Here is a 17,613-nt window from a genome sequence, read left to right as displayed (position 1 = left end):
ATTATATAATATACGCTTTATATTCACCAAGGAACACAAACGGGACAGAGGGACGGTGATGTGCCCCAATAAGTTTTATTCCCTTCGCTGAAGGCTAAATGTAGTTATGCACTTGCTTGTTGTGGAATAGTATGAACAAATACGAAAAGGAAAGCTGGGATGAGGATGGGACGATTTCTTTTAATTCTGCTTGCCTCGATCGTTGTGGTCGCGGTCAATGCACTTGCGAATATTCTGCCGATCAATGGGCAGAACACCGGGGAAATTTCGAATAAGCTGTATGTTTTGTTTACTCCGGCAGGATATGTTTTTGGCATCTGGGGATTGATTTATTTTTTATTGTTCATTTGGACAATCAGGCAGTTTCCGGCTTCACGAAGGGATTTGCCGGTCTACCAAAAGTCCGCTCCGCTTTATGTGCTAAGCTCTGTCCTCAATACCGCCTGGATTCTTTTATGGCATTACGAGTTCTTCCTATTGACGGTTTTTGTAATGATTGGTTTGCTGCTGACACTTATCAAGCTTTATCAGCTGATCAAAAATGAAGAACATTCTTTTTGGGATCTGCTCCCTTTTTCTGTCTACCTCGGCTGGATCAGCGTCGCCACCATCGCGAATATCAGCTATTACTTGAAATATATCGGCTGGAACGGCTTCGGTCTATCCGATGTGGCCTGGACACTCATCATGCTCGTTATCGCTACACTCCTGGCTGTTTATTTTCAATATAAAAATGAGGATCGCATCTATCCACTGGTCTTCGTCTGGGCCTTCATTGGAATCGGTGTTAAAAATGCTGCCGCCCATCCGCTAGTGAGCACCACTTCCTATGTCTTATCTGCCATCATCCTGATCACGATTGTATTCGGAGTGTTCAAGAAGCGTTGACACTGGTCATTGTTTCAGGATTCCAGCTACGGTGCCAATCGAAAAAATTCATCTATAAAATCCATAATGATGGCATAGCCGAAAAGACTAATAGGCACAAGATTGACAATCAAGACAAAAATCCTTTTCAATAAACTCTCTTTGCTGAACATCGAAATGATGCTGAAAGGGATGCCAACCAAGGTAAGGATGAATATGAATGATCCAAGTTCTCTTGGTATAGATGTGAAAAGCGAAAGAGGAATCACAATGATTACAGCTATCGCGATAAAGAATGACATGGTTGTGAAGATTTTTAGCTCTTTCCTTTTCAAGTGATTCACCTCTTTCTTCCTTATATAATCATCTCATATTGGATTCTATCTTTTAAAGGATTTTATCGCTTCCCTTCATGCCTCCGTTTAGAAGGATATTCAAAGTTGGTATCGAATAGAGATAGAATAAATAAGCTCTTGTCGGCAGTTTTATGGTTGTGAAAACAAAGGGGGAATTACAAATGATCTCATTAAAAGATGTGAAGGAAGCGCGGGAACGAATTAGCGACATCGTTCATGTAACACCTATCCTAAAATCAGACCAACTATCGATGGCATGCGGCAACCAGATTTTTTTCAAATCAGAGCACTTGCAAAAGACTGGCTCATTCAAGATCCGCGGCGCGAGTAATAAAGTGAAACAAGCTGTCGAGAATGGCGCAAAGTATGTAACCGCAGCCTCCTCGGGCAATCACGGCCAGGCAGTTTCCTATGTGGCGAATAAATATGGAGTGCCTGCTACCATTGTCGTTCCAGAGGATATCAGCCAATGTAAAATGAACGCCATTCAAGCCTATAATGGCAAGACCGAAATGTGCGGCATAACGTCTGCGGAGCGGCTGCCAAGGGCCCAGGAAATCGCTGAGCAAGAAAATGGTGTATTCATCCCACCCTATGACGATCCGTATATCATGGCTGGTCAGGGAACGGTAGGATTGGAGGTTCTCGAACAGATACAAGATGTCGATGCCGTGATTGTTCCGATTGGCGGTGGCGGTCTTCTTTCGGGGATACTCACTGCCATAAAAGAGACAAACCCACGGATCAAAGTAATCGGTGTAGAACCCGAGATTGCGAATGACACTTATCTATCTTTAAAAAACAAGAAGATCACCGCAATCCCAGCCACCTCCACAATCGCTGATGGCTTGAGGAGCAGCCAGCCTGGAGACCTGACCTTCCCTGTCCTGATGAAATACCTCGATGACCTTGTCCTGGTCAGTGAAGAAGAAATCCGCCATGCATTTAGCTTCGTTTTGGAACGAATGAAACAGCTGATCGAACCTTCAAGCGCAACAACAGTCGCAGCTGCCATGCATAACAAACTGCCTTTTAAGGATAAAAAAGTGGTGACCGTCATTTCAGGCGGGAATGTGGATTTGGGGAAGATCTCTGGATTGATCAGCTAAAGAAAAGGAAATGGGGACGGTTCTCCCGTCCCCAAGGTTATATTTTATTCTTCTGTCGGGACACCAGAACCGTCCCCGTGTCCCATCCTTTTCTACTCTTACCTCTCGTGTCCCAGGTACCACTGCGCCGCAGCTTCGACTTCCTCACGGGTCAACTGATGGCCTCTATTCTCCCAATGGAGTTTCACATCAGCACCAGCTTTCTCAAGCAGGGATTTAAGTTGTTCAGATTCCATCGGTGAGCAGATTGGATCATTCGTTCCTGCCGCAATGAATACCGGAGTTCCTGTCAGGTCAGGCAGTTCAATACCTCTTCTCGGCACCATTGGGTGATGAAGGATGGCTCCCTTCAAGGCATTTTCATAGTGGAACAGCAGGCTTGCCGCGATATTCGCTCCGTTTGAATAACCGACGGCAATCACATTGTTACGGTCAAAGTCGTATTTTTCAGCTGCTTCATCAAGGAATTCATTCAATTCTTTTGTCCGGAAAATTAAATCCTCTTCGTCAAACACACCTTCTGCCAGCCTTTTGAAAAATCTTGGCATTCCGTTTTCCAATACGTTCCCGCGGACACTTAAGACAGAAGCTTCATCATCAATCATTCCAGCTAGAGGCAGCAGGTCCAATTCATTGCCTCCTGTGCCGTGAAGCATTAATAATGTTGGTTTTGTTGATACCTTACCCTTGTTGAATATATGTTTCATTGTTTATCTCCCTCCAAAACACGTGCCTCCACCTGCGGAAGCTTGTGCTCTAATTCTTCCCTCTTTGACTCGAGCCATGACGGCAGCATCAGTTTTTTTCCGAGTGCGTTCGCTGGCTCATCTACCCCAAAGCCCGGTGCATCCGTTGCGATTTCAAAAAGAATGCTCCCGCCCTCGTGAAAATACAGGGCCTTAAAATAGTTACGGTCGAGAATTTCTGTTGGATAAAATCCCTTCTCCACTAGAAGTTCTCTCCACCTTTGATGGTCTTCTTCATCTCTCGCTCTCCAGGCAATATGATGGACCGTTCCTGCTCCCATCAATCCGCGTACCGAAGGACTAAGCTTGATGTCAATCGTGTTGCCAATCTCTGTTTTAAACCTGAGGAAGCTTTCTTCCTGGCCAACTGGCTCAAGTCCGAGAATATCTTCAAGTACCTCTGCCGTTTTATGAGGCTGGGCTGAAATCAATGTCGCTCCCCCAAACCCTTTGATCGCAACATCAGATGTAACTCCTCCATAGCTCCAGGGATTCATGGCTCCCTCATTCCTTTCAACCAGTTCGATTTCAAGCCCGTCAGGATCCTGGAACTGCAAATAGGTTTCGCCATAACGGACATTCTGAATGAACCTGACTCCAAATCGTTTCAACCGATCCTTCCAAAAAGACAGGGATCCGGCGGGTATGACATAGCTGGTCACACCAACCTGTCCGGTGCCAATTCGCCCTTTCATCTGGTTTTCCCATGGAAAGAAGGTGATGACTGTTCCAGGATCCCCGGCTTCGTTGCCAAAATAAAGATGATACACTTCAGGCCGGTCGAAGTTAATCGTCTTTTTCACAAGCCTAAGACCTAATACACCTGCGTAAAAATCAATATTCCGCTGCGCATCGTTGACCATGGCCGTAATATGGTGGATACCTGTTGTCTTTTGCATTTCCTTTTCACCCTTTCTCCGATCGGATACTACTTGGGCCTTTCGATTTCAAAAATTTCTCCGACTTTCGCGTAATTATTCCCTGCCAGCCTGCTCACAGCCGCCAGCCCCTCCGGATTGATCCTTCCATGATTGTAGATGCTATCCTCTATATGGAACTGTACGACTTTCCCGATGATGAAATCGCAGCCCGACACATTTCCGCCCCCTAATTCCAACGCCTGCTCCAGCACGCATTCCATCCTGACTTTTGCTTCCTTCACCCCTGGCACTGAAACTTTCACACTTTTAACCGGAGTTAACTGAGCCAGCTCGACTTCACTTTCTTCAGGAGCAAGGCTGGCGGCTGTTTGGTTTATTTTTTCAACATTCTGTTCATCAACGATATGAACGACAAATTCCCCGGATTCAAGAATGTTCCTCGCCGTATCCTTCTGCTTTCCTCCTGACCGCTGGATGGATAGCGAAATCATCGGCGGATTGGACGATACGATATTGAAGTAGCTGAACGGCGCACCGTTCAAGACTCCATCCTCGGAAGCTGTTGTGACGAAGGCGATTGGCCTGGGAATGATGCTGCCAATCAGAAACTTGTAATTCTCTCTCTCGGAAAGCTGGTCTGGGTCAACCGGAAGCATCGCCATCAATCCAGCTCTCTCACTTCGATCGGAATGAGCCTTCTCTCCAGCTGCCCGCGATACTGTTCATATTGTTCTGGCAGCATTAATTTCTCACCCATCGTTTCCTGTGATTCATCGTGAGCAAATCCTGGTGGATCCGTCGCAATTTCAAACAGGATTTCACCATGCTCTCTAAAATAAATCGCATTGAAGTAGTTTCTGTCCCTTACAGGTGTTACACCATAGCCATTGTCTGCCACGTATTGCTGCCAATCCAGCTGGTCTGCGTCATCGACAGCCCTCCAGGCAATATGATGCACGGTTCCTACACCCATCTCCCCACGGCCAATCGGTGTCAATTTAAGGTCGATGACATTCCCGATGTCTGCAGAAGATCGGAAGCGAATGAAGTCTCCTTCTTTTCCGACAACCTCAAGTCCCATCACTTTTTCCAGCAGATCTGCTGTTTTTTCCGGCTGGGTCGATAACAGTGTCGCTCCGCCAAATCCTTTGATGGCAACATCAGGCGTTACCTCACCGAAGCTCCACTCATTGATTTCCCCTTCTTCTCGTTCCACAATCTCCAGGTGGAGACCATGAGGATCATCAAACTCTAAATATTGTTCGCCGAACCGCTCCATAATTGTGAATGGTACATTAAATTTTTCAAGGCGGTTTTTCCAAAAATCGATAGATCCTTTCGGAACCACATAGGAAGTCACTCCTACCTGTCCGTCGCCAATGACTCCCTGGCGAGCACCTGCCCATGGAAAGAAGGTGATGATGGTTCCCGGCTTGCCGCCTTCATTTCCAAAATAAAGATGATATGTCTCTGGATCGTCGAAATTGACGGTTTTCTTTACCATTCGCAGTCCTAATACACCACTGTAAAAATCAACGTTTTCCTGTGGATGGCCGACTATTGCGGTAATATGGTGAATGCCCATTGTTTTTTTGGTCATTATTAACACTCCCATTTATAATCTAATATAATTTAGAATAAAATAGCATCTATAGCGTATCGGCCAGGGCCAATCAGTGCTAATCCAATCGTGACAGCAATCAATGTCAAGTTATACTCATAGCCATTTGAAGTGGACCACAAACCATTTGGGCCATGCACTTTTAAAATGGCCATCAGCATGGTTCCGGCAATCATCAAAGCTGCGAGTGGAGTGAAAAGCCCTGCTGCCAATAATATTCCCCCGAGAAGTTCTGCTAATCCCGCAAAGAGTGCCAGCGTGACTCCAGGCTTCATGCCGATCGAATCAAACCAGCCGCCTGTTCCTTTTAATCCATAGCCCCCAAACCAGCCAAACAGCTTTTGCGCACCATGTCCAATAAATAAAATACCAATTACCAATCGTATGATTAACAAACCTAAATCCATCATTTATATAATCCTCCTGAATTTTTATCTCGAATTCGAGATATATAGTGATAAAAATGTATTTAAAGGCCTTTTGCCCGATAACCGATTCGTTTTAATAAACTGACTGTCTGATTGACTTCCTCGGCATCCAAATCTGCAAAAATCCTGCTCATTTCCATTTCATGCTGAGGAAAAATAGTATCCATCAGCTCTTTACCTTCATTCGTTAAAACCCCATAAGTGACGCGGCGATCTTCGGGACAGGCCCGCCGTCTCACATAATTTTTCTCCACAAGCTTATCAATGACATAAGTTATGCTGCCGCTCGAAATCAGAACCTTTTTTCCAATAATTTGAATAGGCTGCTCCCCCCTGTGATAAAGCAGCTCCATCACAGAAAATTCCGTAGGATTCAATCCATACTGTGCTGCGTCTTTTCGAATCACATCGTGAATAGCCTGCGCGGCACGAATAATCACGGTTACAGCTTTTAACTCTTCTCTTGGCTTTTCCATTTTTCCAACTCCTTTACATTATGCTGGATTCGCATGTAATCCAGCATAATGGCCAAAGGTTTTAAGCTGCAGGGTTTACTTCTAATTCAACTTTGATTTTGATGTCTTTTCCCACCAAGACGCCGCCTGTCTCAAGTGCTGCATTCCATGTCAGACCAAATTCTTCACGGTTGATTTTTGTTTCTGCTTCAAAGCCATAAACTTCTACGCCCCATGGGTTTGTGCCTTTGCCGCCGAATTCCACATCGAATGTGACTGGTTTCGTTACATCCTTGATTGTCAAGTCACACGTTACTTTGTAGTCATCGCCGTCTCTTGTAATGCTTGTAGATTTGAAATCAATGGTTGGATACTTCTCAACATCAAAGAAGTCAGCTGATTTCAAGTGATTTTCACGATCTTCATTACGAGTGTCAATGCTAGCTACATCAATTTTGAATGCAATTGAAGCAGTTGTTAAATCTGTAAGATCCGCTGCCTCAACATCTGCAGTATAAGAATCGAAATGACCCTTCACCTTTGATACCATCATGTGTTTCACTTCAAATCCAATTGCTGAGTGTGCCTGATCGACTGTCCATTTTGCCATTTTAAAATTCCTCCTAATATTGTTTTTATCTCGAATTCGAGATATTGATTTAAAAAAATATCTCGAATTAATTTATTTTTAATTCGAGATAAATTTATCATATATTCCACAAGGATGTCAATAGATAATTTTCATTCTTTTTCTCCTAAATCAAAACGGAACCCAAACGACGATTCGAGTTCCGTTTCTTGTTTTATTTTTCAAAGTGAACTTCTTAAATTAAAGAGTCTTTAAAAAGCAGATGTCCAGCCGCCATCGACGGTAATCACGGTTCCATTAACAAAGCTGGAGTCATCAGATGCAAGGAACAGTGCTGCCTGCGCAATTTCTTCTGGCTTCCCGGCGCGTGGCGATAATGAGTGGGTCAAGCCTGCACGTGACATGCCAAACTCATTAATGCCCTTCATGCTTGATCCGATGTTGGTTTCGACCGCTCCCGGTGCAATCGCATTGCAGCGGATCCCTTTTTGCGCATACATGAAGCCAGTGTTCTTTGTCAGCCCGATCACGGCATGCTTGGATGCACCATAAGCTGCACCAGCATGGGCACCGCTAAATCCGCCGGTGGAGGCTATATTAATGATGATACCTTTTTCTTTTTCAAGGAAAAGCGGTATCGCCTTACGCATCGCGCGCATCACGCCCTTTGTATTCACATCAAAAATCTGGTCCCATCTCTCGTCTGTGATATCACCAACAGGCTCAAAGCCATCCATAATCCCCGCGTTATTCACCAAAATATCCAGTGTTCCATACTCACTTACAGCAGTATCGATCATATTCTCAACATCCGCAAGATCCGCCACGTTCACTTTTAGCGCTTTTGCAGTCCCGCCGTTCGCAACAATCCCTTTCGCAACATCCTCAGCACCATCAAAATTATAGTCAGCCAGTAAAACCTTCGCACCCTCCTGGGCATATAATTCCGCAATCGCCTTTCCCATCCCCGACGCAGCACCCGTCACTACAGCCACTTTGCCTTCTAATTTCATCACGATTCCCTCCAGTCTATTATTTTCCTTCAACTCTATTTTAAGCTTCTGTTTGGCACTTCTGCTAATTTTATGTGAATAATTAGTTAATTTGGTTTGGACAAAGCGAGCAGCTTTGGCCTCGGTTATCTCTTAACCTGCCCTTACTTCAGATAAGTATTATTTTGACTGGTTTTCATCAACTAACCTTAAACTTGTCAAAAAACCGGCAACAATCCTGACTCTTCCTCTCTATAGGAATTAGCACACGATAGTTTCAATTTTCTGTAAGTTTGTTCTTATTCTGATAAACTTGGTTAAAAGAGGGGGAAGATTAAAATGGAATTACAAGTCTGGCAGCCGGTCATATGTCTGGTGAAAGGCAACATTATTGGGGCAACCTTTCAATATTTTGATACAGAAGATCAGGGCGGTCTTAAAATTGTCCTGACGGATATCAAAGGAACTATGGTGGAAGTGATTTATGATAAGCATTCACCAATTGTGGGCGACTGTGTCTGGACGTTTCGTTACGCAAATGAGATAGCAAGGTCTGACCTGAACAAGTTCATTGACCGCGCCGACCACTCCAAACTTACTGACCCGGCCGCGCATCATTTTTATAAAGCCTTACAATCAGACTATATCGCATGGTATGATCAGCTTCCCTGGCTCGGCAGTGAGGATGCCCCACACGTTGAGCATCATATTTATATGTATAATGATGGAGTTTTCGAAGTCATCAGCGATTATGAGCCGAGGTTTATCGTAAAAAAACAGGGTGACGGTTCCTGAAAAATAGGAACCGTCACCCTGTCTGATTTATCTCACCAATCCATCCCCGACCATGACGTACTTTCTCGTCGTCAAAGCGGACAGTCCCATTGGTCCTCTTGCATGGAGCTTCTGTGTGGAAATTCCGATTTCTGCTCCAAACCCCAATGCTCCCCCGTCGGTAAAACGGGTGGAAGCATTATGATACAGTGCTGCTGCATCAACAAGCTGCAGGAACTTCCTGGCGTTGTCTTCGTTTTCGGTAATGATTGCTTCTGAGTGCTTCGTACCGTACTGATCGATATGCTCGATGGCTTCATCGATGTTATCGACGACTTTAACGGCCATGTCGAGGCTCAAATATTCATCGGTCCAGTCGGTTTCCGTTGCCGGGATTACGTTCGGCAGTGCGGCTGCTGCTTTTTCATCTCCATGCACGGTGATTCCGTTATCCTGGAATGCTGCAGCAAGCTTCTCCTTGTTATTCTCAAGCCATCCCTGATGGACGATAAGTGTTTCCGCTGCGTTGCACACAGCCGGGCGGTCTGTCTTGGCATTGATCATGATGTTCAGCGCTTTTTCAGTGTCCGCTTCTTCGTCCACATACAGGTGACAGTTGCCAACTCCTGTTTCAAGCACAGGAACGATCGCATTTTCGACGACTGCTCTAATCAGAGCTCCGCCTCCGCGCGGGATTAAAACATCAATATGCTCTTTCATCGTGAACAGCTGCTGGGTTGCTTCACGGTCTGCTGTCGCAATGAATTGGATGGCGTCTTTTGGCACCTTTGTGTTTTCCAGAGCCTTGTGCAGGATGTCGACTATAGCATTGTTCGATGACAATGCAGAAGATCCGCCTTTTAAAATGATTGCGTTGCCTGATTTGAGCGCCAGCCCTGCTGCATCGACGGTCACGTTCGGGCGTGCTTCATAAATCATCCCGATGACACCAAGCGGAACACGGATTTCTTTTACATTGAGTCCGTTCTCGAGCGTCCAGTCTGAAAGGACGTCCCCGACTGGATCATCATGCTCCGCCACCTGGCGCAGCCCTTCCGCAAAGTCCACGATTCGCTCGCGAGTAAGTTCGAGCCGATCCATGAATGCATCCTCGAAGCCTTTTTCCCTTCCGTTCTGCAGATCCTTTTCGTTCTCTGCTAAAATGGCTTCATAATTTTTCTCCAGTGCAGCAGCGAGGACCAGCAGTGCTTCATTTTTTTCCTCAGTGGAAAGGATGCTCAGCTGTTTCGCTGCCTTTTTCGCTGCAATGGCCTGATCTTCTACTGTCATAGTTTTGGTCATGGTCAATGTCATCAAAACGCCTCCTGTAAAGTTTTAGACTGATACCGGTAATGCAAAATCAAGTGAACAGACAAAGGTGCCCTGTTCGATCGCTTCTTTTCGCTCACATTCTTCTTCAATCAGTGTTTCTTCCAATTTCACGCTGGAATAATTGATTCGTCCAAGGCCGATCTCTTCTCCGTCTACATCCATTACTCTGACGACGGCCCCCTCACCGAACTTCCCTTTTACCTGAAGGATGTCGGATGGGAGGATATTTTTCCGGTCTTCAATGATCGCCGCACTTGATTCTGGGCGGATGATTACTTCCCCCTCAGGCCCGGAATGGAAAGCGATCCATTGCTGATTGTTATCGAGGTTGAAGCCCTCCGGATCCTGGTTGAAATATGTCCCCTTTGCACTTCCAGTCACCGCCTTCATCAAAATGTTTTCGCTGTCGGCCTTTCCTAAAAATGAATCAATTCCCGATGCCATCGCAATTTTTACAGCGGAGATTTTCGATTTCATTCCCCCAGTACCAACAGCGCTTCCAGAACCGCCTGCTGCCGCTTCGATTTCGGGAGTGATTCCGCGCACCTTATCAAGCAGCTTAGCCTCTGGGTTCGAATTCGGATTCGCATCATACAACCCATCGATGTCGGAAAGGATGATCAACTGATCTGCCTCTATCAGCGCCGCGACCTTCGCCGATAATGTGTCATTGTCGCCGAAACGAAGACGGTCGACCGTAACCGTATCATTTTCGTTGATAATCGGGATGATCCCTCTCTCCAACAGCACGTTCAACGTATTTTTCATATTGTTGTATCGATTCTCATTCGCGAAGTCGCTTCTCGTGATCAAAATCTGGGAAGCCACATACCCATGAGATAAAAAGAGTTCTGAGTAAGATTCCATCAACAAGCCCTGGCCAATCGAAGCTGCTGCCTGTTTTTCCGGCAATGAAGTCGGCCGCTCGATGCATCCAAGCTTGCGGTAGCCTGCTGCCACAGCGCCTGATGAAACCACCGCCGTTTCATACCCCGCATCCTTCAAGGCAACAATCTGGTTCGCCAGGTTTTCCAGCTTCCTGCGGCTGATTTCCCCGTGCATACTCGTTAGTGAACTGCTGCCAATCTTAATTACAACTCTTTTTATCTTCCTGTCTTGCTCTAACATCCAATACCTCCTTGTAAATCTGCCTGAGCACCTCATTCAAAAAGTGTTCGTAAACCGTTCTTTTTTTACCAACGTTATCTATGGTAACATCCTCAGAATGACATTCAAGGGATGCGGAGCCATTCGCGAGCATAAGGCCGAGATAGTGAATGGAAGCGGTAACATTCCAAAGAAATACTGGGTTAAATCTGGATGAGCCAGACTCACGACTGCTGAGGGAAGAATATGAAGAAATATCGGAAGTTTCGTAGGCTTACAAAATGATATCCTTTTAAAACCACTTGAATTAACAATGAAGAACGCCTACTTTGGTAAAATGCTTTCCTAAGAGCAACAGGGTCTATTTCGACTTAGTAAATCATATTGTGATTTAACTGAATATCCTGTGGGTCATCAAATTACGGTACATTTTTACCGAGAAAATCAAAAATCACTTAACGTTGACGTTAAGCGATTTTCATCAATGAGGATGTTTAGCTAAGAACCCTTTACTTTAAGTACATTGTTTCACAAAGTTAGGACAAATAATGTTATTTAATACACTTTATCATTGAACTACTAATTAAACTTCTTGTATGAATTTTATTTACAATAAAAAATTTTTTCACTCTAATAAATGTCCAAACCTTTCTATGTTAATCGCATTTAATAATAACAAGAAAGGTGGTGGACAAGATGAACAGTAAGGATAATTTTATAAATGGAGCACATAAACTAGTAGGTGAAGATGTTGAAGTTATTACAACAGAAGGCACCTATAGAGGTACCCTTTTATCTGTTGGAAGTGATTCTCTTGTTTTAGAAACACGCATTAGAGGTCGTTTAGTACGATTACTTATTCGATTAGCTCTAATTGTTGCTCTTTTTAGGTTATTTTTCTAAAATAACCTTATAAACTAGGATTCGCAACTAAAAGTTATAAGAATAGGTACCCCCCTTTGCCAGAAGAAATTCTGGCTTTTTCATTTTGCAATAACGGCCTATTACGCATTACACAAATGACGATTTTCTTATTCCACATTACTGCCCCTTTAGTTGATGAAACTTAGTAAATCAATAATGTTACTCCATTACCTTTCACTTGAGCTCCGCAAGGGTAATTACCCGATTCATACAATTTTAGTAATTCTTTAAAAAAGCTGACTTCATTTTCTTTTATGCTAAATGAACTTTCCATAATTGCATTTACAATATCCCATTTCACACAATCAATAAAAACTTGATCTAGGTTGTTCTGTTCCTTTATCATCTCTATCATATTTAGGACGAAATACTTTTCATCATATTTTGCGATTAACTTATGATCCTTTACATATCCTGAACCCCATGCCGGATACATCGTGATCAAATCCCTATCGATCCTGGCTAGTATCCTTTTACACAAAAAACGCCCATCCCGAGGGATAGGCATTCTTGAATTTTTTAAAATATTTATGACGGTAAGCGACTTCGTTCTTCTAAAATTCGTCCAAATTGCTTCTCTTTAAAATCTATCTAACTACTTTTTCTTTCTTCTTGCTTTCATCAATTGGAGCAGGAGCAACGCTCTGGTCATTTGCGGTTAAATCGATGCCATAGTCCTTTGCGAAGACCATATGTGTTTCAACCAGCACGTTTTCATTATTTTCATCCAGATTGAAAACCCTTGCGCCTCTTAACCGGTTGCGGTCGGCTCCAGGCAGGCCATAGGTGCCAAAACCTGTACTGCCTCCATATCCAAGCATGACTCCATAATAGTTTCCTGAATACGTATTGATGTGGTCATGCCCGCAAAATACGCCTTTGACATCACCGCGGTCAAGAATGGCAGAGAACATGCCGCTGTTGATCGGACCGGGACATTCGTCTTCATTTCTTTCGCCAGTGATTCCATGCTTTTCCACAGCGTTCGCATGATGTGCATCCGTTCTACCATCGACGCTTGCGAACCACATAAAACGATGCTCCCAAAGTGGAATATGGATGAACATAAGGGAAGGGACTTTATGGCCGACTTGCTGTTCGAGACTCTTTGATGTTTCATAGTACCAATTCACCTGATTGAAACGCAGCCAGTCCCATGTTGGGTAGCCGCTGAAGTCCTGTCCGGCAATCGTTTTCGGCGCATACCGTCCGCTGTCAAGCAGCCAAAGATTGAAGGCAGCTTTTTTTCCGTGGGAATTCTTGATCAGGAGATTCATATTGCCTGTTCCAGTAATTCCCTTCGGACCCGGCTGATTCATATTGAATTTGTAGGACATATAAATATTGAGCATGTCATCCTCATTCAGGCCGCTTTTTGGTGTGGAATCCTCGTCGTGATTCCCATATGTAATAGCCCATTTGATTCCCCTTTTTTCCATTGGCTGGGCTACATTGTTGATGGCCTGCTTCATTTCATCAGGGGTATCACAGCCGCCTGTTATATTGTCTCCGTTCAGCACCACAAAGTCCGGCTTTTCTTCATCAAGGACTTTTCCCATTAATTCAATCGTCCTTCTATCAATATTCTCATCATCCTGCGTATCATTGAACTGGACAATCTTAAATTTACCATCAGGTTTGAATTGAAGCTTCATTTCCACATTTGCCGCCGCATATGCCTTTGGTTCAAACAAATTAGCCGGAATTCCCGTGGATGCCAGTGTCAATGCAAGAGCACCCACTCCTCCCGCCTTTAAAAAATCTCGCCTTTCAATTCCTTTACCTAATCCCTTATTCGACATAAAGATCCCTCCCCTATTCAATCTATTGATAGAATAGCAAAGAGATTTTAAAAGTCTGCTTTGTTTATGTAAAAAAACATGAAGAGAATGTAAAATGAAATTCTTCTGGAGGAACCAGCTTTTCCATGTATGCTTTCAAGGAGATTGAAGAAGCAGGTGACCATACTAACTAGAGCCAATATAGATGGACCGCTTACCGGAATCGGGAATGGAGAGTTTAAGTACATAGCCTACGGTTCATAAGGGAATCTGGTGCAGCTCGTTCAAAATGCAGGCTATACAAAAAAGGCCTGCCTCCTCAATTGGAAGGCAAGCCCGGATGCAAAACTTAATTACTGATCAAAATATCATCGAAATTGAGCCTTTTTCCGGAAGTTCCAGAAACAACGATCCTGAACCTTACAGGTGAGGTTAGGTTTAATGTAAAAGTTTTAACCGCTAATGCCGATCCGCTGGTATTCGAGCTGCCGACGTTGGTCCAAGACGTTCCTCCATTCGTCGACATTTGCAGCTGCCATGAGGCACCAGTGTCGGTTCCAAAGTTCGCGTGGGAAACTTGTACACTTTTTGCCCCGTTTACATCAAATTTCATTGTAAGGGTCCCATATGACCGGACGCGCGCAGACTGTATACCATTTTTCTTATCACTGGATAAATTGCCAAGCAACGCATTGTCAAAATACCAGGATCCACTTGATAGCGACACATTCCCTGCAGAATACGCTCCCTTTGTCCCTGACTCAAAATCCTCATCCACTGTTGCTGGTCCCACAGTGCCGCCATCATCGTAACCATATGATCCCGACTTGAAGGTTGATGGGTCATACTACTTGTAGTCCGCTGAAGGCTGTGACCAAGGCTCCGCTTCTGGTTCAGTGGAAGTCTCAGGTGTTTCCATCGCTAACAGGTCTGTTGGCTGATCAAGCTGCAATCCGCTAACCTGTGATAAAGAAGTATAATTTTCCTGCTTGGCTAGCCAATCAATCAAATTGACAAGCAAAGTACTGTCGTTCTGCTCTTTAAATCCATCATAGGTAGTTTTCGTACCGCCCGTTTCTTCACGCAGGTATTTTGGAGTTGAATCTTCTACCGGGGAAGAATCCCCAATGAACGCAGCCTTCCCTAATCCAACCTTGGAAACCGCTGCATAAGGTCCCTCTGCCCTGCCGCCCCCATTATAGACACCCTGGTCAACAGCATGTGTCCAGGCCGCTGTAGTTTGAGGCAAGTAGACAACACCTTTTGCCTTGTTTGGGTCCATAATCGCCAAAGTTGACCCTGCATGCATCGCCACAGTCCCGACTCCGGATGTAATCCCGAACGCCTGACTCGGCGCAACAATGTCATTCGCCGTTACGTCGCCAATTGCGTTGTAGCGGAATCGCACCCCAAAGTTGTCTCCAAGCCAGTCAGAACCCGTGACTCCCTGCATGGCTGAAGATGAAGCTTCCTCTGAACCCATTCCTTTTGCCGGATCATAGTAAGCACCGCGGCGGTATCCGTTAAAAATCTCAGAAGCATCCCAGCGGTTCTTGTTTCGGTCCGCATTATAATGATCACCGATGAAAAATATGCTTCCGCCATCTTGCACATACTGAAGCATCGCAGCCTGTTCAGACGATTTGTATGGTATATTCGCTTCGCCGATGATAAAGACATCATAGGCTTTTAAATCCTCGTACGTAATGGAAGTGTTTTTCCTCAGTTCTTTCGCATAGTATCCCTTATTCGCCAGGGCGCTGGCAAAATCAGAGAAGGCCCCATCGAGAACCCAGTCGGCAGCACCTGCCGTTTGGCCATGAGTATTGTCGAATAGCACCCTCTTGCCATTCGCAGTTCCGTAGGGCTGAAGCTCAGGCGCCTGGTCAAGCGCATTTTCCGCAGACACTTCGGAGGCGAAATGAAACAAAGTTGGAGACAGCAGCATCAAAATCAAGGCAAAAACAGAAAACTTTTGACGGAACATTTTCTCACTCCTTATTGGTGTTTTCCTCACTAACTTACCACACCAATATTGACAGAATGTTAAGAAACCATTAATTTGAAAATTTCCCAACATAGGGTACGTCACCATGCTTTCGAGGCCAGTTCAAGTAAATAATGGCTCCTTTACTTGAATAACACTTTTACAGTTCACTTATGGATAGTTTTTAGAAGTCAATCAACTTTCTGTGAAATCCTTCTAATTAATTTTTAGTTCGTATATCATTTGTTCACCTATCTTACCCATTTTTCGTCTCCCAGTATCAACGAATCCTACCTTTCCATATAGCTTTTGAGCAGGGATATTTCTGCTGTTAACTGCTAAAACAACCTCATTTGAATTTGGGTAGTTTCTGAGTACAAAATCGTTTAATAGGTTCATTCCTAACTTCGCATAACCCTTGCCTTGCTCAGAAGAGTTAATTGATAATGCTATTAAGAGCAATGCTCGTGGATTTTCAGTAAACTCCAATATTTCATCTCCTGTACGTAATACGAAGAAGCCGACTGGTTCTTCTTCGCTCAAGATTACTATCGGGTGTCTACTCTTATCAGTCTTTGCTTTTTCTAACATCTCTATAGGCAGTGCTGTAAATTGCTGTTGAGAGCCAGGTAAGAAAAATTCACTTAACGCCAACTCATACTCCGAATTATAGAATTCCAATTTAACACCATTATCTTTCATTGGTTCTTTGTTTTGTGTACCCATCAGTCCTCATCCCCAATAATACGAATATGCATTCTCAATAAGTGTTATTGCTAATTACAATCCATTCCATTATCGTGCTTACATAGTCCAATTCGAGAGACGTGTTATCATTTCATCTAGGTATTAATTTTCATTTGAAAGGGATTTCCGTGATCCTTTGAATTTAAAGATAATAAAAAGAGTGAGATGAATGATTAGTATTACGGGGAAATATATTGAATTTATAATTTCTAAATTCAATGCTTTTTTAGCTGCCTCCAGACTTCCGTCAAACTTTGCATACTCATCTGCTTTTATATATTCAATATGCAATATTCCGGCAACAACACAAAATCCCAAAAAGCTTATCACTAGAAATAGGTATTTGATCTTCCTCATTATTTCCTCCCAAAAAAGGTGGTCGATCTCCTTCCTGGATCAACGCACCCATTACTTCAATAGAGATTGGGACTTGTATTCTTTCGTTATGTAGTCCATTAAAAAATCTCTATCTTCTGGAAATGATAATTCTAAAGTCTTTATTTCATCAACGTTTTTCCAAGCAATATCATAAATCAGATTATCTGGATCTTGGAAATTTCTTTTTCCACCGACTGTCTTTACTAAAAAATAATGGACTTCAAATGAAATATTAAGGTGTTCATAAATTCCTCTTTTAACCTTTATTTCTTCAACTATTTCGGCAATATAACCTGTTTCTTCCTCAATTTCTCTAACACAACATTCTTGGAATGTTTCGTTATGTTCCTTTCCACCCGATGGAATAGACCACGTTTTTTTCTCTTCGGGTTTTCCTTGCAAAACCATTAACAAATCACCATTTTCATTAATACATACACCTGAAGAACCAAACCATTTTTGCACTTTATAGTACCTCTTTATTTAATATGAAAACCAATAGAGTGGCTGATCCGACTATCGAAGGTTTGTTTTTCTTA

Annotated in this window: 21 protein-coding genes and 1 pseudogene; 4 read left to right on the top strand and 18 right to left on the bottom strand. The window is 43.7% G+C overall.

What is annotated here, in order from left to right; all coding sequences use genetic code 11:
- Nucleotides 1-165 precede the first annotated feature (165 nt).
- On the top strand, nucleotides 166-888 hold the full coding sequence (locus QNH36_RS02775; protein WP_144480074.1) for a TspO/MBR family protein: 723 nt from the start codon (nucleotides 166-168) through the stop codon (nucleotides 886-888).
- Nucleotides 889-914: 26 nt separating this feature from the next.
- On the opposite strand, the gene QNH36_RS02770 is transcribed toward QNH36_RS02775, so the two are convergent.
- Entirely contained in the window at nucleotides 915-1,202 is a 288-nt protein-coding gene (locus tag QNH36_RS02770; protein WP_144480075.1) for a 2-acyl-glycerophospho-ethanolamine acyltransferase, read from the bottom strand.
- Between the two features lie 182 nt (nucleotides 1,203-1,384).
- Here QNH36_RS02770 and QNH36_RS02765 point away from each other — a divergent pair, with 182 nt between their 5' ends.
- Complete coding sequence (locus QNH36_RS02765) at nucleotides 1,385-2,332, top strand: threonine ammonia-lyase (protein ID WP_144480077.1); 948 nt, start codon at nucleotides 1,385-1,387, stop codon at nucleotides 2,330-2,332.
- 98 nt (nucleotides 2,333-2,430) lie between these two features.
- Here QNH36_RS02765 and QNH36_RS02760 read toward each other — a convergent pair whose 3' ends face one another.
- The 8 genes from QNH36_RS02760 to QNH36_RS02725 all read right to left on the bottom strand — a co-directional run bounded on the left by QNH36_RS02760 (nucleotide 2,431) and on the right by QNH36_RS02725 (nucleotide 8,065).
- Nucleotides 2,431-3,039 carry an alpha/beta hydrolase gene (locus QNH36_RS02760; RefSeq protein WP_144480079.1) on the bottom strand — a complete coding sequence of 203 codons (609 nt, stop codon included), beginning with the start codon at nucleotides 3,037-3,039 and terminating at the stop codon, nucleotides 2,431-2,433.
- Nucleotides 3,036-3,977, bottom strand: a complete 942-nt coding sequence (locus QNH36_RS02755) for a ring-cleaving dioxygenase (protein ID WP_144480081.1) — start codon at nucleotides 3,975-3,977, stop codon at nucleotides 3,036-3,038. Before QNH36_RS02755 ends, QNH36_RS02760 begins: the two co-directional genes overlap by 4 nt.
- Before the next feature lie 29 nt (nucleotides 3,978-4,006).
- Nucleotides 4,007-4,615 carry a flavin reductase family protein gene (locus tag QNH36_RS02750; protein WP_144480471.1) on the bottom strand — a complete coding sequence of 203 codons (609 nt, stop codon included), beginning with the start codon at nucleotides 4,613-4,615 and terminating at the stop codon, nucleotides 4,007-4,009.
- 5 nt (nucleotides 4,616-4,620) lie between these two features.
- Nucleotides 4,621-5,559, bottom strand: a complete 939-nt coding sequence (locus QNH36_RS02745; protein ID WP_144480083.1) for a ring-cleaving dioxygenase — start codon at nucleotides 5,557-5,559, stop codon at nucleotides 4,621-4,623.
- 32 nt (nucleotides 5,560-5,591) lie between these two features.
- The gene (locus tag QNH36_RS02740) at nucleotides 5,592-5,990 is read right to left on the bottom strand and encodes a DoxX family protein (RefSeq protein WP_283904627.1); all 399 of its coding nucleotides are present in this window, start codon (nucleotides 5,988-5,990) and stop codon (nucleotides 5,592-5,594) included.
- Nucleotides 5,991-6,049: 59 nt separating this feature from the next.
- Nucleotides 6,050-6,484 (bottom strand): MarR family winged helix-turn-helix transcriptional regulator, encoded by a 435-nt coding sequence (locus QNH36_RS02735; RefSeq protein ID WP_144480087.1) that lies wholly within the window; start codon nucleotides 6,482-6,484, stop codon nucleotides 6,050-6,052.
- A gap of 61 nt (nucleotides 6,485-6,545) precedes the next feature.
- Complete coding sequence (locus QNH36_RS02730) at nucleotides 6,546-7,073, bottom strand: YceI family protein (RefSeq protein ID WP_283904626.1); 528 nt, start codon at nucleotides 7,071-7,073, stop codon at nucleotides 6,546-6,548.
- Between the two features lie 230 nt (nucleotides 7,074-7,303).
- The gene (locus QNH36_RS02725; protein ID WP_144480473.1) at nucleotides 7,304-8,065 is read right to left on the bottom strand and encodes an SDR family oxidoreductase; all 762 of its coding nucleotides are present in this window, start codon (nucleotides 8,063-8,065) and stop codon (nucleotides 7,304-7,306) included.
- Between the two features lie 318 nt (nucleotides 8,066-8,383).
- Here QNH36_RS02725 and QNH36_RS02720 point away from each other — a divergent pair, with 318 nt between their 5' ends.
- The gene (locus QNH36_RS02720) at nucleotides 8,384-8,839 is read left to right on the top strand and encodes a hypothetical protein (protein ID WP_144480091.1); all 456 of its coding nucleotides are present in this window, start codon (nucleotides 8,384-8,386) and stop codon (nucleotides 8,837-8,839) included.
- Nucleotides 8,840-8,866: 27 nt separating this feature from the next.
- On the opposite strand, the gene QNH36_RS02715 is transcribed toward QNH36_RS02720, so the two are convergent.
- Nucleotides 8,867-10,135: a glutamate-5-semialdehyde dehydrogenase gene (locus QNH36_RS02715; protein ID WP_283904625.1), complete on the bottom strand. Its 1,269-nt coding sequence runs from the start codon at nucleotides 10,133-10,135 to the stop codon at nucleotides 8,867-8,869.
- An 18-nt stretch (nucleotides 10,136-10,153) separates the two neighbouring features.
- Nucleotides 10,154-11,278 (bottom strand): glutamate 5-kinase, encoded by a 1,125-nt coding sequence (proB, locus tag QNH36_RS02710; protein ID WP_283904624.1) that lies wholly within the window; start codon nucleotides 11,276-11,278, stop codon nucleotides 10,154-10,156.
- A 675-nt stretch (nucleotides 11,279-11,953) separates the two neighbouring features.
- Between proB and QNH36_RS02705 the strand changes: the two genes are divergently transcribed.
- Nucleotides 11,954-12,160: a DUF2642 domain-containing protein gene (locus QNH36_RS02705; protein WP_144480097.1), complete on the top strand. Its 207-nt coding sequence runs from the start codon at nucleotides 11,954-11,956 to the stop codon at nucleotides 12,158-12,160.
- 163 nt (nucleotides 12,161-12,323) lie between these two features.
- On the opposite strand, the gene QNH36_RS02700 is transcribed toward QNH36_RS02705, so the two are convergent.
- From QNH36_RS02700 to QNH36_RS02670, 7 genes and pseudogenes are all read right to left on the bottom strand, one after another.
- Nucleotides 12,324-12,617: a hypothetical protein gene (locus QNH36_RS02700; protein WP_144480099.1), complete on the bottom strand. Its 294-nt coding sequence runs from the start codon at nucleotides 12,615-12,617 to the stop codon at nucleotides 12,324-12,326.
- Nucleotides 12,618-12,768: 151 nt separating this feature from the next.
- Nucleotides 12,769-13,983: a metallophosphoesterase gene (locus QNH36_RS02695; protein ID WP_144480100.1), complete on the bottom strand. Its 1,215-nt coding sequence runs from the start codon at nucleotides 13,981-13,983 to the stop codon at nucleotides 12,769-12,771.
- Between the two features lie 328 nt (nucleotides 13,984-14,311).
- A complete protein-coding gene (locus QNH36_RS02690; protein WP_283904623.1) occupies nucleotides 14,312-14,755 on the bottom strand; it encodes a hypothetical protein in 444 nt (147 codons plus the stop codon).
- A gap of 57 nt (nucleotides 14,756-14,812) precedes the next feature.
- Nucleotides 14,813-15,910 (bottom strand): annotated as a pseudogene (locus QNH36_RS02685) (Ig domain protein group 2 domain protein); the annotation flags it as partial.
- 255 nt (nucleotides 15,911-16,165) lie between these two features.
- Complete coding sequence (locus tag QNH36_RS02680) at nucleotides 16,166-16,675, bottom strand: GNAT family N-acetyltransferase (protein ID WP_251545059.1); 510 nt, start codon at nucleotides 16,673-16,675, stop codon at nucleotides 16,166-16,168.
- A 123-nt stretch (nucleotides 16,676-16,798) separates the two neighbouring features.
- Nucleotides 16,799-17,053, bottom strand: coding sequence for a hypothetical protein (locus QNH36_RS02675; protein ID WP_283904622.1), 255 nt, complete (start codon nucleotides 17,051-17,053; stop codon nucleotides 16,799-16,801).
- Nucleotides 17,054-17,104: 51 nt separating this feature from the next.
- Entirely contained in the window at nucleotides 17,105-17,539 is a 435-nt protein-coding gene (locus QNH36_RS02670) for an NUDIX hydrolase (RefSeq protein ID WP_283904621.1), read from the bottom strand.
- Nucleotides 17,540-17,613 lie beyond the last annotated feature (74 nt).

This window comes from Mesobacillus sp. AQ2 (assembly GCF_030122805.1).
Classification (GTDB): domain Bacteria; phylum Bacillota; class Bacilli; order Bacillales; family Cytobacillaceae; genus Mesobacillus; species Mesobacillus oceanisediminis_A.
This window is presented reverse-complemented; position numbering and strand designations above follow the sequence as displayed.

Excerpts from the sequence above, each read along its gene's own strand:
- QNH36_RS02775 (WP_144480074.1), top strand. The coding sequence starts at position 166 with ATGGGACGATTTCTTTTAATTCTGCTTGCCTCGATCGTTGTGGTCGCG.
- QNH36_RS02765 (WP_144480077.1), top strand. The coding sequence starts at position 1,385 with ATGATCTCATTAAAAGATGTGAAGGAAGCGCGGGAACGAATTAGCGAC.
- QNH36_RS02760 (WP_144480079.1), bottom strand. The coding sequence starts at position 3,039 with ATGAAACATATATTCAACAAGGGTAAGGTATCAACAAAACCAACATTA.
- QNH36_RS02755 (WP_144480081.1), bottom strand. The coding sequence starts at position 3,977 with ATGCAAAAGACAACAGGTATCCACCATATTACGGCCATGGTCAACGAT.
- QNH36_RS02750 (WP_144480471.1), bottom strand. The coding sequence starts at position 4,615 with ATGCTTCCGGTTGACCCAGACCAGCTTTCCGAGAGAGAGAATTACAAG.
- QNH36_RS02745 (WP_144480083.1), bottom strand. The coding sequence starts at position 5,559 with ATGACCAAAAAAACAATGGGCATTCACCATATTACCGCAATAGTCGGC.
- QNH36_RS02740 (WP_283904627.1), bottom strand. The coding sequence starts at position 5,990 with ATGATGGATTTAGGTTTGTTAATCATACGATTGGTAATTGGTATTTTA.
- QNH36_RS02735 (WP_144480087.1), bottom strand. The coding sequence starts at position 6,484 with ATGGAAAAGCCAAGAGAAGAGTTAAAAGCTGTAACCGTGATTATTCGT.
- QNH36_RS02730 (WP_283904626.1), bottom strand. The coding sequence starts at position 7,073 with ATGGCAAAATGGACAGTCGATCAGGCACACTCAGCAATTGGATTTGAA.
- QNH36_RS02725 (WP_144480473.1), bottom strand. The coding sequence starts at position 8,065 with ATGAAATTAGAAGGCAAAGTGGCTGTAGTGACGGGTGCTGCGTCGGGG.
- QNH36_RS02720 (WP_144480091.1), top strand. The coding sequence starts at position 8,384 with ATGGAATTACAAGTCTGGCAGCCGGTCATATGTCTGGTGAAAGGCAAC.
- proB (WP_283904624.1), bottom strand. The coding sequence starts at position 11,278 with ATGTTAGAGCAAGACAGGAAGATAAAAAGAGTTGTAATTAAGATTGGC.
- QNH36_RS02705 (WP_144480097.1), top strand. The coding sequence starts at position 11,954 with ATGAACAGTAAGGATAATTTTATAAATGGAGCACATAAACTAGTAGGT.
- QNH36_RS02700 (WP_144480099.1), bottom strand. The coding sequence starts at position 12,617 with ATGTATCCGGCATGGGGTTCAGGATATGTAAAGGATCATAAGTTAATC.
- QNH36_RS02695 (WP_144480100.1), bottom strand. The coding sequence starts at position 13,983 with ATGTCGAATAAGGGATTAGGTAAAGGAATTGAAAGGCGAGATTTTTTA.
- QNH36_RS02680 (WP_251545059.1), bottom strand. The coding sequence starts at position 16,675 with ATGGGTACACAAAACAAAGAACCAATGAAAGATAATGGTGTTAAATTG.
- QNH36_RS02675 (WP_283904622.1), bottom strand. The coding sequence starts at position 17,053 with ATGAGGAAGATCAAATACCTATTTCTAGTGATAAGCTTTTTGGGATTT.